Origin of the sequence: Colwellia sp. PAMC 20917 (assembly GCF_001767295.1) — a bacterium.
GTDB lineage: Bacteria > Pseudomonadota > Gammaproteobacteria > Enterobacterales > Alteromonadaceae > Colwellia_A.
In genome coordinates this window covers 2,908,539-2,924,858 of sequence record NZ_CP014944.1, presented here as the reverse complement: position 1 = coordinate 2,924,858, position 16,320 = coordinate 2,908,539, and the positions used below count along the sequence as shown (strand labels likewise).

The 16,320-nt window shown below is 37.2% G+C and carries 13 protein-coding genes and 1 pseudogene; 11 read left to right on the top strand and 3 right to left on the bottom strand.

The window, feature by feature from the left end:
* Positions 1–326: 326 nt before the first annotated feature.
* Positions 327–743, top strand: a complete 417-nt coding sequence (locus A3Q34_RS12630; RefSeq protein ID WP_157470978.1) for a transposase — start codon at positions 327–329, stop codon at positions 741–743.
* A gap of 265 nt (positions 744–1,008) precedes the next feature.
* Here A3Q34_RS12630 and A3Q34_RS12625 read toward each other — a convergent pair whose 3' ends face one another.
* From A3Q34_RS12625 to mscL (A3Q34_RS12615), 3 genes are all read right to left on the bottom strand, one after another.
* Positions 1,009–2,445: an IS1182 family transposase gene (locus A3Q34_RS12625; protein WP_070373900.1), complete on the bottom strand. Its 1,437-nt coding sequence runs from the start codon at positions 2,443–2,445 to the stop codon at positions 1,009–1,011.
* A 391-nt stretch (positions 2,446–2,836) separates the two neighbouring features.
* On the bottom strand, positions 2,837–3,241 hold the full coding sequence (gene mscL, locus A3Q34_RS12620) for a large-conductance mechanosensitive channel protein MscL (RefSeq protein ID WP_070377146.1): 405 nt from the start codon (positions 3,239–3,241) through the stop codon (positions 2,837–2,839).
* Positions 3,242–3,372: 131 nt separating this feature from the next.
* The gene (mscL, locus tag A3Q34_RS12615; protein WP_070374361.1) at positions 3,373–3,837 is read right to left on the bottom strand and encodes a large conductance mechanosensitive channel protein MscL; all 465 of its coding nucleotides are present in this window, start codon (positions 3,835–3,837) and stop codon (positions 3,373–3,375) included.
* A gap of 772 nt (positions 3,838–4,609) precedes the next feature.
* Between mscL (A3Q34_RS12615) and A3Q34_RS12610 the strand changes: the two are divergent.
* From A3Q34_RS12610 to A3Q34_RS12570, 10 genes and pseudogenes are all read left to right on the top strand, one after another.
* A pseudogene (locus A3Q34_RS12610) lies at positions 4,610–5,512 on the top strand (tyrosine-type recombinase/integrase).
* Between the two features lie 9 nt (positions 5,513–5,521).
* Entirely contained in the window at positions 5,522–6,721 is a 1,200-nt protein-coding gene (locus A3Q34_RS12605) for an IS91 family transposase (protein WP_070375678.1), read from the top strand.
* A gap of 525 nt (positions 6,722–7,246) precedes the next feature.
* On the top strand, positions 7,247–8,188 hold the full coding sequence (locus A3Q34_RS12600) for a sensor domain-containing diguanylate cyclase (protein ID WP_070375677.1): 942 nt from the start codon (positions 7,247–7,249) through the stop codon (positions 8,186–8,188).
* A 789-nt stretch (positions 8,189–8,977) separates the two neighbouring features.
* Positions 8,978–9,709 (top strand): hypothetical protein, encoded by a 732-nt coding sequence (locus A3Q34_RS12595; RefSeq protein ID WP_070375676.1) that lies wholly within the window; start codon positions 8,978–8,980, stop codon positions 9,707–9,709.
* 62 nt (positions 9,710–9,771) lie between these two features.
* Positions 9,772–9,903 carry a hypothetical protein gene (locus tag A3Q34_RS21100; protein ID WP_269447148.1) on the top strand — a complete coding sequence of 44 codons (132 nt, stop codon included), beginning with the start codon at positions 9,772–9,774 and terminating at the stop codon, positions 9,901–9,903.
* A gap of 249 nt (positions 9,904–10,152) precedes the next feature.
* Entirely contained in the window at positions 10,153–10,566 is a 414-nt protein-coding gene (locus A3Q34_RS12590; RefSeq protein ID WP_070375675.1) for a hypothetical protein, read from the top strand.
* 983 nt (positions 10,567–11,549) lie between these two features.
* Positions 11,550–12,431: a kinase gene (locus tag A3Q34_RS12585; protein ID WP_070375674.1), complete on the top strand. Its 882-nt coding sequence runs from the start codon at positions 11,550–11,552 to the stop codon at positions 12,429–12,431.
* The gene (locus tag A3Q34_RS12580; RefSeq protein WP_070375673.1) at positions 12,428–13,276 is read left to right on the top strand and encodes an HAD-IIB family hydrolase; all 849 of its coding nucleotides are present in this window, start codon (positions 12,428–12,430) and stop codon (positions 13,274–13,276) included. Before A3Q34_RS12585 ends, A3Q34_RS12580 begins: the two co-directional genes overlap by 4 nt.
* 10 nt (positions 13,277–13,286) lie before the next feature.
* Positions 13,287–14,516, top strand: coding sequence for a glycosyl transferase (locus A3Q34_RS12575; protein WP_070375672.1), 1,230 nt, complete (start codon positions 13,287–13,289; stop codon positions 14,514–14,516).
* 13 nt (positions 14,517–14,529) lie between these two features.
* A complete protein-coding gene (locus tag A3Q34_RS12570) occupies positions 14,530–16,299 on the top strand; it encodes an alpha-amylase family glycosyl hydrolase (RefSeq protein ID WP_083278002.1) in 1,770 nt (589 codons plus the stop codon).
* The last annotated feature ends 21 nt before the right edge of the window (positions 16,300–16,320 follow it).

Genomic DNA, 16,320 nt, shown 5'->3' with positions numbered 1-16,320 from the left:
GAATTAAACCGGAATATGTGTCGGCCTCTATGTTTGTTCGCATTGTACTTTTTTGCTCATGAGATATCTCTAAAAATTTTGATCCTAAAAAAATAATTGTTTACTTTGTGAGCAATCAAGCGTAGCATAGTAATTTCGTTTGGTCAAAAAGTGACCGTTCATGTATTGCCAAAATCAAACCTTTTTAGTTCCACTGATTACGGGGATATATTTAAACTCAAATTAAATCAAATTTACATACGACCAATTGCTTTAAGGAAAAGATAGTTAGTAACCCCCTTATTTAATAGTGTTTTATTGCGTTTTTCTTAAGGTTTTTACTATAGGTGAATGGTTTTATAGAGAATAAACTGATGACAAAGTACAAATATTCAGCAGAGCAGATATGTAATATTTTAAAAGCTTTGGAAAATCAGGGGCGAGGTGACTCGGAGTTTTATAAGAAGCATAAAATTAATGCTACAACTGTCGATGTATGGAGAAAGAAATTTACTCGATTGTCTGTCGAGCGAATTGAGCATTTACGACAGATAGAAGAGGAGCACCGCCAGTTAATACTAGAAAATGAAAGGTTAGAACAAAGAAGCCAAGCTGCAATTGAATTTTTTAAAAATGAATTTCCAGATGTGAAGGTTAGGCGAGCATACGCTAAGAAATTATTTGAACAAGGCTTAATTGGTCAAACAGAAGTGTGTAAACTATTTTCTATTAAGTGGAATAGCTTTGTACATAACAGCCGTTAGGATTTGCGTAACTAATGTTAGCAGAACCGACTTTGCAGTCATTAGTTATTAGCTGAGCCTTAGGGCAACTGCTAGCCCAGCCTGTGTGAAAACTAATTATTGTAAGTTTTCATTATTGAGGGTTTATATCAGCTATTTAGAAGGCTTCGCGTAGCGAAGCCGATATTTATGAATATCCATGCTTTATATTTTTTATTCGTTCAAAATTGCTGATATTGGCTCCTATTTGAAACATATTTGGGTCTTTTAAGGAAAGAGTTACCTCTTACGGCAACATCACTTCCTTCATCAACTTTTCTATTCCAAATATATTGAGCATTCTTTTTAAATTATACGCCAATACATGCAGGTTCAATTCTGTACTGACATTTTTAAACCCTCTTGTTAAAAGGTGCGTGGCTCCTGCCCACAACTTAATCGTACCAAAGGGATGTTCAACCGTTTGTTTTCGTTGAAGCATCGCATCAGGCGTTGCTTTGAGCAAGGCTTCCATTTTTTCCATATCAGCTTCATGGATCCAACGTCTCATTCTTCTTGGGTCTTTTTTAGAACGGGTACATTGGCTTCGGATAGTGCAATTTTTACAAGCCATACCATTGAAGTAAATTTTGATATCTAACCCTCCTTCTATCGCATTGAATCGATGTTGAAGCTCATTGCCCGCAGGGCAAATATAAACATCATTATCTTGATTATATTCAAACAGTGACTTGTTAAAAATTCCCTTCTTTTCTGAGCCTGATGTATCGGTTTTTGGTACAAGCGTCGATACACCTAAATCTTGAGTATCTTTAATATCTTGTCGGCTGTAATAACCCTTATCTGCCAATATTGTTGTAACACTTTTCCCTAACGCTTTAAGTGTCAGTTTGGTCATATTGCACAACTGCCCCCTATCTGTTGTATTGGTGACTTCGTGAGCAACAATTAAATGATGTTTAGTATCGACAGCGCTTTGTATGTTATAGCAAATCGCTCGTGTCATGCCCTGTGTTTTCATCAAGCGAGAATCAGGATCGACTGTTGATACTTGTTTATCAGGATGATTATTGACGGCTAATTCCATCTCTTTTAGTTCAACGAGGTGTTGTTTTAAGAAATCTAATTTAGATTCAATATTAGCAATGTATTGTGATGTGTTCTCTTGTGAATCTGACTGTTCAAGCTTCAAAAAATAATTATTAATATGCTTTTCTACTCGCTCAATATGAGACTTCATTTTACTTGGAGTGTAGTTTTTATCTTTGTTGTTGGATGCCTTAAACTTACTACCATCTATAGCAACAGTCGCTTCACTAAACATATTGAATTTATGGCACATTTGAACGAAGGTTTTACAGGTGTTTTTAATTCCACTGTGGTTATCTTTTCTAAAGTCAGCAATCGTTTTAAAGTCTGGGGATAAACGCTCCGTGAGCCACATAAGTTCAACATTACGTTGTGTTTCTCGCTCTAGACAGCGTGATGACTGAATTCGGTTTAAATAACCATAGATATAAATTTTGAGTAATATGGCGGGGTGATAACCAGGTCGGCCAGTTGCTTTAGATTGAACACCTTTGAAACCAAGGTTTTCTAAATCTAAACCATCGACAAATACATCAATTACTCTAACAGGATTTTCTTTAGCGACAAAATCTTCAAGCATTTCTGGAAAGAGGGTTGCTTGGGAGCGAGATAAACCTTTAATATGACGTGACATACAGCCAACATATAATCAATTAACCTAATGAATATTATAGCAAATATTGAGTGATATATTATCTTGTTTTGAGATTGATTGATCATAAGTATCCGGTGCTTATTCGAAAAAGTGATCAAAACGTTTTCACACAGGCTGAGCCAATTGCGGACATTAGCCTTTGCAAATTCAGGAGCATATTTAGGGCAATATTAGCCAAGATTTTCTGCTCACTTGTGGGGCTGGTTTAAGACTTGCAAAAGACGTTAGACATAACAGTGTTCTAGCTTCCGCTTAGCGTAAAAGAGACATTAGCAATTACAGCTAATGGACAGATTCGATTAGATCTTGTATCGATAATGCCGCGTCCGACTGCATGCGATTTGTTACACATTTTATCTTCAAACAGTCATCATGATTTAGATTTAAGTAAATCACGTATTTCCGTTAGCAACATCTCCTCCTTAGAAGGGGGGCTGGGAGTTTTAGGCGCTTCCTCTTCTTTTTTCTTTAGTTTATTGATTCCTATAACAACCATAAATATTACAAATGCAATGATAGTGAAATCAACAATGGTTTGAATAAATGCTCCGTAACTTATCACCACTGCTGGCGCTTCGCCTACAGCCTCCTTGATGACAATTGCTAAATCAGAAAAGTTTACGCCACCTAATAGCACGCCAATCGGAGGCATAATAACCCCAGAAACCAATGCTGTGATGATTTTCCCGAACGCCACCCCAATAACGATTCCGGCCGCCATGTCGACGACATTTCCCTTCACCGCAAATTTTTTGAAATCCTTAATCATGCTCATAGCCTTGTCTCTCTGGTTCATTGATAGTGGCAGTTATATTAGCGCTTTGTGCTTTCTATTCCCTAACCTTTTTTACTGCTAGCTAAGTCATACCAACGTCGTAAACTGCAAACGCGAAGCGCTCCGCCTTGTTAGGTAATTGTCTCGATTTTCGATGTGCAATTAGGGCATATCATCGCTTTTTTATGAATTTCTGAAAAGCACATTGGGCAATCCTTGGTTTTGTTGAATATATCTCTTTCTTCTTTTCTATTGATTCTATTAATTGCTTTTATCAATATAAATGTAATCCAGGAGACAATAAGAAAGCTAAAAACACTGTTAATAAAAAGACCATAGCTAAGGGTTACAGCGCCATCTTTGTTGGCTTGGTCTAGGCTCAAATAAGGCGTTCCAACTGCCCCTTCTTTTAAAACGAGAAACAAGTCAACAGTATCCACACCACTTGATAGCAAACCTATAATTGGTGCAATAATATTAGCAACTAAGCTAGAAGCAATCGTAGCAAATGCACCGCCAATAACGATACCAATCGCCATATCCATTACATTGCCTTTAAGCGCAAACTCTTTATATTCATCAAGTATCTTTTTCATGTTTGATCTCTAATTATTGTACCAAAGCCCCGCTAAGGAGAAATTTGTAGTTGGGTAAAATGTTGAACGGAGCGAAAACAGCCAACTGCAAATTTTCACTCTTGAGCGACTTATTAAGCCCGTTTAACCAATGCAAATTTACCTTTACCCCTCTGTCCGCACATAAGGTTACATAAAAAGCTAAACCAACACCTAAGCAAATCTATATAACTATAGCCATAAAGGAAATGAAATTTAGCTGAGTTCTAGCTTAATTACTATATTATATTCTTCCTGAATATCCATATGTGACCAATTTTCCATAGGCTTATAAGGCCTAATAATGACTTACAGGGAAATCACCTAACCAATCAAAATTAGAATTTAAAGCGAACTTCTGCAAGTTAAACGTTTTATTTTTAGCGCATGTGTAGCATTTTCTATGTATAAATTAATTACTTAAATAATATTACTAAAATGTCGCAAAATGCACAAAACGGTCCTAATTTCGCTTTGAATTCACCACAATAAATAGTCTTCTTTGCCAGTCAGATTATTCGATTAATCGGTAATATTTATAGTCAAACAATGCATATTTATATATGTGGATAACTATATCTTATCTTTTTAATATTGAGTCAGATTGTATTAGAGCCTTCTTCAGTTAGCCAAAGAACTAAACCGCTCCGCGGTATTGGAGCTCTTGGCTAACTCTTTAAATCCTTTAACCTTCCATATTCTTTTCTACTCTTAGTATTGAGGCATTTCGTCTCAATTAACGAGGAGTTTTAACATGATTTTTTCTACTTATTTTGATCCTGAACTGAGCCAACGTTTCACTGAAGACATGGTTATCCGTAAGCTTACGGCTAAAACACAGATAGGTTATGTCCGAGCACTAAATCGTTTATGTGAATATTTGAAACATTCACCTGAAAACGCTACCCGTGACAATTTGCGTGAGTTCCAATTGTTTTTAGTTGAAGACGGCGCAACAGGAACAACGATTAATAGCACCCTTTCTGGTTTGAGGTTTTTATATAATGTTACGTTAGATAAACCGCAGTTACTCACCAAATTAATCACTGTTTCAATCGCACGTAAGTTACCCATTATTTTGAGTCTAGAAGAGATAAAACTGTTTCTTGGGGCAGCCGCTCATCCTAAATACCATGCTGCATTTTCTGTTGCTTATGGTGCTGGGCTTCGCGTTAGCGAAGTCGTTTCGCTTAAAGTCTCAGATATAGACAGTGAGCGTATGGTACTTCGCGTTGAACAAGGTAAAGGAAGCTGAGACAGATACGCTATGTTATCTCCTGCGCTACTCGAGCATTTACGACATTGGTGGTTGTTTGCTAATAAACATGGGCAAATGCATCGTGAAGGTTGGTTGTTTCCAGGGCTTAATCCGATTAATCATATGACGAGTCGTCAGCTTGCTAGAGTTTGTACAACAACGGCCAAGGACGCTGGTATTAATAAAAAGGTATCGATGCATACCTTACGTCACAGCTTTGCTACACATTTACTTGAAGCGCATGTTGATATACGTGTCATACAGGTATTGCTTGGGCATGCTAAATTAGGTACCACGGCTTTATATGCTCAGGTCGCAACAAACTTATTACGCGAAGTTATCAGTCCACTTGACGCTTTAGAAAGCAAGGATAAGACTAAAGATAAGGACAAGTCGTGAGTATTTATCATGACTCGTCCTCAATTAGAAGTATCCGATATATTTCGACAGAACGGTCAAGTATGGCGTGATAAGCATCAGGGGCATATTAACCTCAGTCAATTGAAAATCATGTCAGCCATTGAAAATTGTCGAACAGAGGTTTTAGGTGGACATCAACTTTATTGCCAATCATGTCATAAGACTCATATTTCTTATAACTCATGTCGTAATAGGCATTGCCCAAAATGCCAAGCAAGCTCAGCAAAAAGATGGCTTGAAGCGAGACAAGCGCAACTACTACCTGTCGATTATTATCATTTGGTTTTTACCTTACCAAAAGAAATCGCAGAAATTGCCTACTACAACAAGTCGATAATGTATGGCTTATTACTGAAAACGGCGGCAGAAACGCTTCTCACGATAGGCGCTGATGAAAAGCGACTCGGCGCTAAATTAGGGGTTACTTTTGTCCTTCATACATGGGGCTCTGCGATGACACATCATCCGCATGTGCATGGTATTGTACCAGGTGGTGGTTTATCTCTTGATGGGGAAAAGTGGGTATCAAGTAAATCAGGCTTCTTCCTGCCTGTGCGTGTGTTATCGCGATTGTTTCGTCGCTTATACCTTGAGAAATTAGCGCAAGCTTATCAACAAAATCAACTGATATTCTTTGGTGAAAGTAAGTCGCTTGAAGATGAAGTGTCGTTTACCAAATGGCTTACGCCGTTACGAAAAAAAGAATGGGTAGTTTATGCTAAAAGACCTTTTTCAGGGCCTAAAGCTGTTTTCGCTTACCTTGCTCGTTATACACACCGCGTAGCGATATCCAATAGTCGCTTGGTTAAAAGTGATGAAAATGACGTTACGTTTCGTGTTAAAAACTATCGTGCTAAAGCGTCAAAGCGATACCGAACGATGACATTAAGCCATGGTGAATTTATACGACGGTTTTTGTTGCATGCTTTACCTTCGGGGTTTCAACGTATCAGGCATTATGGCTTGATTGCCAATACGACTTGTAAGAAGAACTTAACTAAAGTTAAGAGCCTACTTAATGTAAAAGTGCCTGAAGTAACCACACCGGAATTAGTTGAGGGTAAATCACTTCCACCTGCAAAAAGTATTGTCTTTACATGCCCAGAATGTAGTGAGCCAATGATTATTAAAGATATTCTAATTTGCAGGTTGAAACCTCGCGCACCACCAATCAAGCTTGTGAATTAGCAAATGGAAATAAGTATCTCTATTATCGAATGTTGATAAGGGATCGCTTTGCCAAAAACACCACAATAGCGAATATGACGCTATACTTCATTGAGTTTTTACTCGTTAATAAGTCGTTTATGCCAACTAAAGTCAAACAGCAACAAGCGCTAATTCAAAATTACCCAGTCAAACACCCAACCACGATATAGCATTCCCCATAGTAAGCACTTGGTTCACGCGGTTTCGTTCTCTGGAGTTTGTTAGACACCAGCCTGAGGAGTGAAGCTTGCTTGATCTTATGGTGTTTTGTCGCGACTGGTATCTAACAAACCTAAACATAAGCTGTCCTTATCCAAGAAACTGCTATGAAGAGTTTGTGGCAAACTAGACAGTTTGGCTTATTTGATTTTAAAACTCCTTAGCAGCGATATAATAAGTATTCGTCCAACTAGCTGATAAGCTTAAAAATCCCATAGTTGCAATATTCTGGTTTTGATCGTATATTTATTAATCACATTGTATTTAGTTGATAGGTACTTATTCATGGATGAGGTAGACTTTTTCAATAATGCACTCGATGCTCTTCCTGAACATATTTGTATTATTAATAATATTGGTGATATTGTATTTGTAAATCAGGCATGGGTCGATTTTGAATTAAATAACTCTTCAACGCAATCCACCGATTGGCATAAAATCAATTACTTCGATATTTGTAAGAATTCAATAAGTGAAGATAATGATGATATTTCACTCATTTTATCAGGCATAGAAGCTGTTGCCAGTCAGAACTCTCCGAGTTTTTCATTTGAATATCCTTGTCATAGTCCAGACAATCATCGTTGGTTTTCACTCAACTGCACTCCATTTAAATCCAACCAAAAAACTTATACCTTATTACAGCATGTTAATATCACGCAGAAAAAACAAGCAGATATAAATTCCAATATCGATGCCCTAACAGGGGTTGCAAATCGTAGAGCATTTGACGAATTTTTTCAAAAAGAATGGCTTCGATGTGCCCGGTCATTGTCTCCAATTAGTCTCATCATTATTGATATTGATGACTTTAAAGCATTCAATGATACGTATGGTCACGTTAAAGGTGATTGGTGTTTAAAGACAATTTGTAATGAATTAAAACAATTAGTAAACAGACCAAGTGATCTATTTTGTCGGTACGGTGGGGAAGAATTTATTTATGTTTTAGGAAATACGTCATCTAAACAAGCACAAGAAATTTGCACCAAAATACATCAAGTTTTAAAAGAATTGAATATTAAACGTGATGCAATAAAGGATAGTATACGTGTTACCGTGAGTGCTGGTTTAGCTTGTGTCCATCCAAGTAACTTTAATAACAAAATCGACCTACTCGAATATGCCGACAAGTATCTTTACACAGCTAAATCTCAAGGAAAAAACACAACCAGATGTCACTATTGTGAAAGTGAGATCTGCTCTCCTAAAAATTGCAGTTATTAATTATTATGCCTGACCCCTTCCTCTCCAGAGGAAGGGGTGGTAAATATAGAATACCTATTCCTCACTCTTTAAAATTGTCAACAAAGCTAGCTAATAATATAGGTTTGAAACAGTTATTGAATTGTCTTCTTTCGTATCTTTGTTAACATTGGCCTAGTGATTATTAGATACTTCTCCAGCTAGCCAAAAGCGGAAGTAGAGCAATCATCAACACAGTTCAGGTCAAGCCACTTTACCGACCTTAGTATTTTAGAATTTATACAGAAAATTTTGTATGTTTTGATCTAGAGCGGATATGACTCAACAATCACATTATGCTAACGGTTTCCTAATAGCGGACGTTCCCCATAGATGAAAAAAGAGTTATTTGATGATAACTCTTCGCCAATAACCTGTTAACCTGAATGTGAACAACGTGACCAATCCCGCCGTTCACATAATTGCTATGCATGACTGTGATTTCTTCTTGTGCGTTAATTCTTTTTGCTTTGCTTTTGATGTTATAAGTACGCTTTAGCTTACTAACGGATACTTGCTCATAAACGCTATCTATCTATTTTGCTTTCGAAGATCTTTGGTATACACGCTAACAATACTAATTAAAGGTTATTATGGCTAAATTTAATGGGCATCATTCTGTTTATTTTGAAATAATATTTGTTAATCTGTGTTTAATTGTAATTATTCGAATATCCAATATATAATCAAAAGTAGTATAAATATTGTTTAAAATGTAAGCTAATTATCAATAACCTAGAAATAAAATAAAATAAAAGGAAGTTTCTATACATGTTCAATTTAAATTCACAAATTTTTCGTTTATTCACTTGTATCTGTTTAGCTACACTTAGTGCATGCAGCAGTACATCGAAACTTAATGCGATACAACAAGGAGATTCTGTCGCTTTTGTGACTAAGTCATATTCAGACAAAATTTTGACTTTTAAAATTACGAACAAAGGTGTGGGTGAAGATGCTGCCACTGGTGGGAAAACTGGTGCTGTAGGGGGAGCTATCGCAGGGGGACTGCTGTGTGGCCCATGGATTGTGATTTGTGCTCCTTTTTTAGCTCTGACTGGAGCTGTGGGAGGAGGAGCTGTAGGAGCCGTTGTTGGTAACGCAACAGGAATTTCCGCAGAAAACGAAGCCACTTTAACAAACAAAGCCACTACTTATATTCAAAGCAGCGAGCCACATAAAAATCTTTTAACTGAAGTAATAAAACAAGCCAGTAAAAACTTTACCGTTGTTGACTCACCGTATAGCAACGAAGTGTCAATACAAATTACATCACTAGAATTTCACTCATTTAGTGATGGCAGAGTTGCTCTTTCGTTAGAAGCCACCGTTGTTGTTGATTACCTTGAAAATGGACGAACGCGTGCTCAAACAAAAACTTACCAATATCAGAGTCCGCCTGAATTTGTTGAGACTTGGCTAGAGCAAGATGATAACTTTTATCAACAACGTTTTAATGATGCCTACCGCACCATCACTGATAATATTATTAGAACACTATAGAGGAATACACCATAGATTCTCTATAGAAAGATTCTGTATTCAACATTGCAGATTGTGACTAAATGACTATTATTGGTTGGATAAATCAGCTTTGTATTGGTGCCGGATGCTCTGATTATCAAAACTATTTTGTGGCAAAATTAGCATGTCGATATGGTCAATCAATGGCAGGTATGAGCTTGCAAGATACATAGACTCTATTCTAAAAGCCCTAAGTCGCATGGTCGAACTGATGTAACCACCTTATTTTTAGCTGTATCAATCCAGTTACACCAAAAATAAATTTGAATGGATATGTAAACATAAGCAATTCAAATTTTATAATTTATAATTTATAATTTATAATTTATAGTCATTAAAATTTATAGTCATTAAAATTTATAGTCATTAAAATTTATAGTCATTAAAATTTATAGTCATTAAAATTTTAAAAGGAAGTAAAAATGATCAGAATATGTCTAGTTTTATGTTTATTATTCACTAACTCGTTGCGTGCTACTGAATTTAATCAATCGATGGGGTTTGGTTTACAATACTCTGGGCTTGTAGGATACCAAATATCCACGAAGAATGACGCTCATCGTTTTCGCGGATCAGTAGGTCTTATTGGAATAGGAGCAGGATATGATTACTTTCTTTCCCCTAAATGGTCATTAGGTGGAACTTATACCCAAACTTTTCGAAAAATCTATTCTGTTAATATTAACTATTACGCCAATACACCAATTAAAGGGCTCAACTTCGGTTTAGATATTGGCAAAATGCCTAGCGTGGCTGAATCGGGGGGTGGATTTACACGTACTAAGGGCAGAAAAAGTAAAAATATTATTTTCTTAAGTGTAGGTTATGCATTTTAGTTACCCACTTTTTTAATGACCCTACTATTTTACCACTGTGCTTTAGCGGGGTAACCTCTTCATTACCTACATCATCTGCTAACGGGCCTTCGTTAGCAGATGATGTTGCGGATATAAAAAAAAAACTCTAATATTGTCAATAGTTAGCTGTGGACCTGTTTAGGTCAACTAACGTGTTTACAGCTACCTTTAACAAATACAAACAATTTCAAAAAATTTATTCCGCCTCGCACTTTTCAGACCAAGATTTATGCATATTTGCTCTAAACATAAAATACAAAGTACTTAGTCAGCTTTCGTATCTAAGCCGATTTAAATAGAGGTGAATATTAGCCACCATTTTTGACCGCTTCGGTCTCAGAACTTCCGCTAAAAAATCAAAAGTCTATGACTGGAGTTCCGATATTGCGGTCATAATATCTCTAACGCGGAACGTTAACTATTCACACAGTCTGTGGCAACAGCAGAGGTGGTTTGCACGTCTAAGCTTATTTCTATGTGATCACTTAGCTTCTTATATTATCTCTAGATTTATCTTTATCATTATTTAATAAACACACTTTTGCAGAGCTTAACCGTGCAGCAAAAAAATTAGAAATAAACAGGAACCCACATATGGGCCTATCTAGAAGTATTTACCCAGTGTAATTAGCTTCACTTTGTATGTGTCGATATAAATTTTAACATTGAACATAAACAAAATTCCAAAATAAATTCTCAAGTTGCCGTGAATTCTCAACTTAAGTGGCGGTGATCAGCACGACATATTAACTCACCACTTCACCCTTGATTTTTACCGCACCAAAACGGAGCGCTTAATCACATCAGTGCACTTTCCTCGGTTACTCATCATTTCAAAAAAACACTAACCTCAAATAAAAACCTTTTATTACAATAAATTAGTAGCAAAGCACTGTTTACTAATGACCTGGCATAAGACTTGATGCTCTAATGATAATGAATCGTTATCTATAGTGAAAATTATGCTCTCTGCTTTTATTGAACAACACAAACTACCTGATGAATTCAGCGACACCGTTAAACTGCATTATCAACCACTTGCTGAGCGAATATTGGCGCAATTTAAAAAACACAACACACCGTACTTTGTTGGTATCAATGGCTGCCAAGGTAGTGGAAAGTCTACATTAACAGATTTTCTCGCTGAATATTTAACAACACAACACCCTCTTAATGTGGTGGTAATGTCTTTAGATGATTTTTACCTAACGGGTGAAAAACGTCAGCAGCTTGCAGAAAATATTCACCCCTTATTAGCGACCAGAGGTGTGCCAGGCACCCATGATATGGCGACTCTTGAGCACATACTTTTGCAATTAAAAGCTAAAAAAACGGGATTTTCTATCCCTAGATTCAATAAGGCGACTGATGAACCCTATCCAAAAGAGCAGTGGACTGTGGTTGATAAACCAATAGATATTATTTTATTAGAAGGATGGTGTTGGGGGGTAAAGCCTCAAACTGAAGAACAACTAAGGTCAGCTATTAATGAACTTGAATTGCAGTATGACGCTAAAGGTGAATGGCGAAATTACGTTAATCAACAGCTGAGCGAGGCTTATGTTCCCTTGTACAAAAACATGGATTTTTGGTTAGCACTGCAAGCACCATCATTTGACTGTGTTTATAAATGGCGATTAGAGCAAGAGCAAAAATTACAAGCTAGAAACATCAACTTAGCTAACTCAAAGGTCATGTCTCCTGCAGAAATATTAAACTTCACCCAATATTTCCAGAGACTTAGCGTACAGAGCTGTACGACTATCGCACAATCTGCCGACGCAATATTTTACTTAGATTATGCTCGCCAAATAACAGATGTGCCTCTAAAGGAAGTACGATGAGCTCATTAAGAACACTTGTTTTTAGTGACTTAGATGGAACCTTACTCGATCACTTCACTTATCAATCAAGCCCCGCAGATAAAACACTTGCGCAATTAAAATGTGCCAATATTCCGGTTATTTTAAATACCAGTAAAACCCTTGCTGAATTAGCCATTATCCATCGTGAGCTCAAACTAGATACCCCCTTTATTGTTGAAAATGGTGCCGCTATTTATATTCCTATAGCTACTTTTTTAGTACAACCTGCTGACACTGAAATTGTTGGTGACTATTGGGTAAAGTCTTTCTGTTTACCTAGGCAGCATTGGTTAACGTTATTAGCTGAACAAACTGATGAATTTAAAAAGTATTATCAAGGTTTTTCCACTATGTCTGCAGCTGACCTTACCGAAATAACAGGGCTGTCGTTAGCAGAAGCTAAGCGCGCTCAACAAAGGCAATATGGTGAACCCATTCAATGGTTCGGTGATGAGGACAGCAAAAATAGCTTTATAGAGCATCTTATTGATCTAGGTGCCAATGTTGTTCAAGGTGGTCGGTTCATTCATATCGGTGGCTACTGCGATAAAGGCCAAGCCCTAATTTGGCTAACAGAGCAATATCGAGAAAACTTTAATAACCCTGCAATTCTGACCATTGCCTTGGGTGACGGTGAAAATGATAGCCCAATGCTAGAAGCCGCAGATATCGCGGTACAAATTCGTTCACCCGTTCATAACTTTCCCACACTTTATCGCCAATTTAAAACGACTCGTACGCAAGAGTATGGTCCTGAGGGTTGGGCTCAAGCATTACAAACTCTGCTAGCAAAGCAACTACTTTCATCTTCTACTATTATATAAGAGGTAAACCATGGCTGATTTTTATCAAAACGGTACAGTAACCACGCTACATAACCTAGCACAGCGTGAACCAGCAGATATGGCAGCTGAAATACTAGCCTTCTCTAAAAAGCGCTCTTTAGGGCTTATTTTACCTTCATTATTTTCTGAATTAGAAGGAAAAGCTCTACCCGACATTATTAATAAAATTAAAGGTGTCGAATATTTATCAGAAATAGTTATTGGTCTTGACCGTGCCGATCTTGAACAATATAAACACGCCTTAACTTTCTTTGGGCAACTGCCGCAACATCACCGAGTATTATGGAATGACGGTCCAAGATTACAAGCGATAGATGCAAAATTACATGCCCTAGGGTTAGCCCCTAAAGAGTTGGGTAAAGGCCGTAATGTTTGGTATTGCATGGGCTATATTTTAGCTTCGGGTAAAGCGGAGTCAATTGCCCTACATGACTGTGATATTTTGACCTACGAACGTGAACTACTAGATAGACTACTTTATCCTGTTGCTAACCCTATGTTTAATTATGAGTTTGCTAAAGGTTTTTATGCACGAGTTGCCGGTGGAAAAATAAATGGCCGTGTCTCTCGTCTATTAGTAACACCGCTAATTAAAGCGTTGAAAAAAACAGTCGGTCATTGTGACTATTTAGAATACATGGACAGTTTTTTATATCCTTTAGCCGGTGAATTTTCTTTTCGTCGAGATGTATTAAACGATATTCGTATTCCTAGTGATTGGGGCCTTGAAATTGGTGTGCTCTCAGAAATGTATCGCAACTATTCGCCTAACCGTTTATGCCAAGTTGATATTGCGGCGACCTACGATCATAAGCATCAAGATTTATCTTTGGATAATACTGACGGTGGTTTATCAAAAATGTCGATTGATATCAGTAAAGCCTTTATTCGAAAACTTGCTACCCAAGGCGAAACGTTCACGGCAGAAAAATTCAGAACATTGAAAGCGACTTACTATCGAATTGCGCTGGATTATGTCGAAACTTATCGAAATGATGCCATGATGAATGGCCTTAAACTTGATATTCATAATGAAGAAAAAGCCGTTGAGATGTTCGCACAGAATATTTTAACCGCGGGCAATACCTTCTTAGATCAACCCATGGATACGCCGTTTATTCCTTCTTGGAATAGAGTAGTTAGCGCCATACCTGATATTTTATCGCAACTAAAAGAAGCGGTAGAGTTAGATAACGAAGAATTCAGTCAAGCATTATAAAAAAAGGTGCCACATGCCAACGCAAGATAATCAGTTAACACCTAAATTGCAGGGTAATTTAAAAGAAAAGTTAGTTCAGCAGCTTTCGACTATTTATCACGATGTCCCACTTGAAAAGTCAGTAAGTGATATTGCCCAATCTCTGCTTGATATCATGGGGTTATCTGAAGAGACAATGGCGGCGAAGCCTTTCTCAAACCATTGGTCAGAAGAAGATATTATCTTGATAACCTATGGCGATAGTATCGTTAAGGCTGATGAAGTACCACTCAAAACGTTGAAGACTTTTTTAGACACTAACGTTAGTAATACGATTAACAGCGTGCATATTTTACCTTTTTTTCCTTATAGCTCTGATGATGGTTTTTCAGTTATCGATTATTCATCGGTAAATGAGTCGTTAGGTACTTGGCAAGATATTGGCCAGATAAGTGAGCATTATCGTTTAATGTCTGATCTAGTCATCAATCATTGTTCAAGCAGAAGTGCATGGTTTGACAATTTCATTAAAGGTGAAGGACAAGGCAGCGATTATTTTTTTACTGCTCTTGCTGATGATGACTTGTCAGCTGTTGTGAGACCAAGGACATCGCCACTATTAAAGGAAATTGAAACGGGCAAAGGCAAACAATTTGTTTGGTGCACATTCAGTCATGACCAAGTTGATTTTGACTTTCGTAACCCTGAAGTTTTAAAAGCTTTCGCTTCTATTATTAAACAATACCTTGATATGGGTGTAAAAATATTTCGTCTAGATGCCATCGCGTTTTTGTGGAAAGTAGTAGGAACGCCCAGTATTAACTTACCGCAAACTCACGAAGTGGTCAGGTTATTAAGGACGCTTATTGAGTCAGCTAAACAAGATGCTGTTATTATCACTGAAACCAATATCCCCAATACGCAGAACCTCACTTATTTTGGTAATGCCAATGAAGCCCATGGGATTTATAATTTTTCATTACCGCCGTTGTTATTAAATACCTTGCTAACGGGTAACTGTTTATACCTTAAACGCTGGCTAATGAGTATGCCTCCTGCGCAAGATGGCACTATGTATTTTAACTTTATTGCATCACATGACGGTATTGGTTTACGCCCAGCAGAAGGATTATTAGATGAAGCTGAGCTGGATAACTTAGTAAAGACAGTAGAAAATTTCGGTGGAAAAATATCATGGCGCACTACAGATAGCGGCCAACAAAAAGCCTATGAAATGAACATATCACTTTATGATGCGATGCAAGGCACAGTGCGAGGTAAAGATCAGTGGAACTTTGAGCGTTTTATTTGTGCACATGCCATTATGTTTGCCCTCGAAGGCATACCAGGTATCTACATTCACAGCATGCTAGGCACACAAAATGATTATCAAAAATTAGCAAACACCCATCATAACCGTGCAATTAACAGGCGTCGCTGGCATGTAGAAGCTTTAGAAGAAGCGCTTAATGACAGTAACTTACACCATGCAAAAGTGCTTTCGTCATTAAAGTCTTTATTGGCGTTAAGAATTAAACAACCCGCCTTTCACCCTAACGCAACGCAATTTACCCTGCATTTAGGTTTGCAATTGTTTGGTTTTTGGCGACAAAGTAAAGACCGAAAACAAAGCATGTTTTGTGTGAGTAATATTTCTGATCAACCGGTCGTATTACCCTTGAGTGAGCTGAACTTAATTATTACCGAATCATGGCTTGAACTTATTACCGAAGTAAAAATAACGGAGTTAAACCAAGAACTTACCTTATCACCTTATCAAACAGTATGGATATCAAATATATAAAGTGAAAAGTTAAAAATAAAC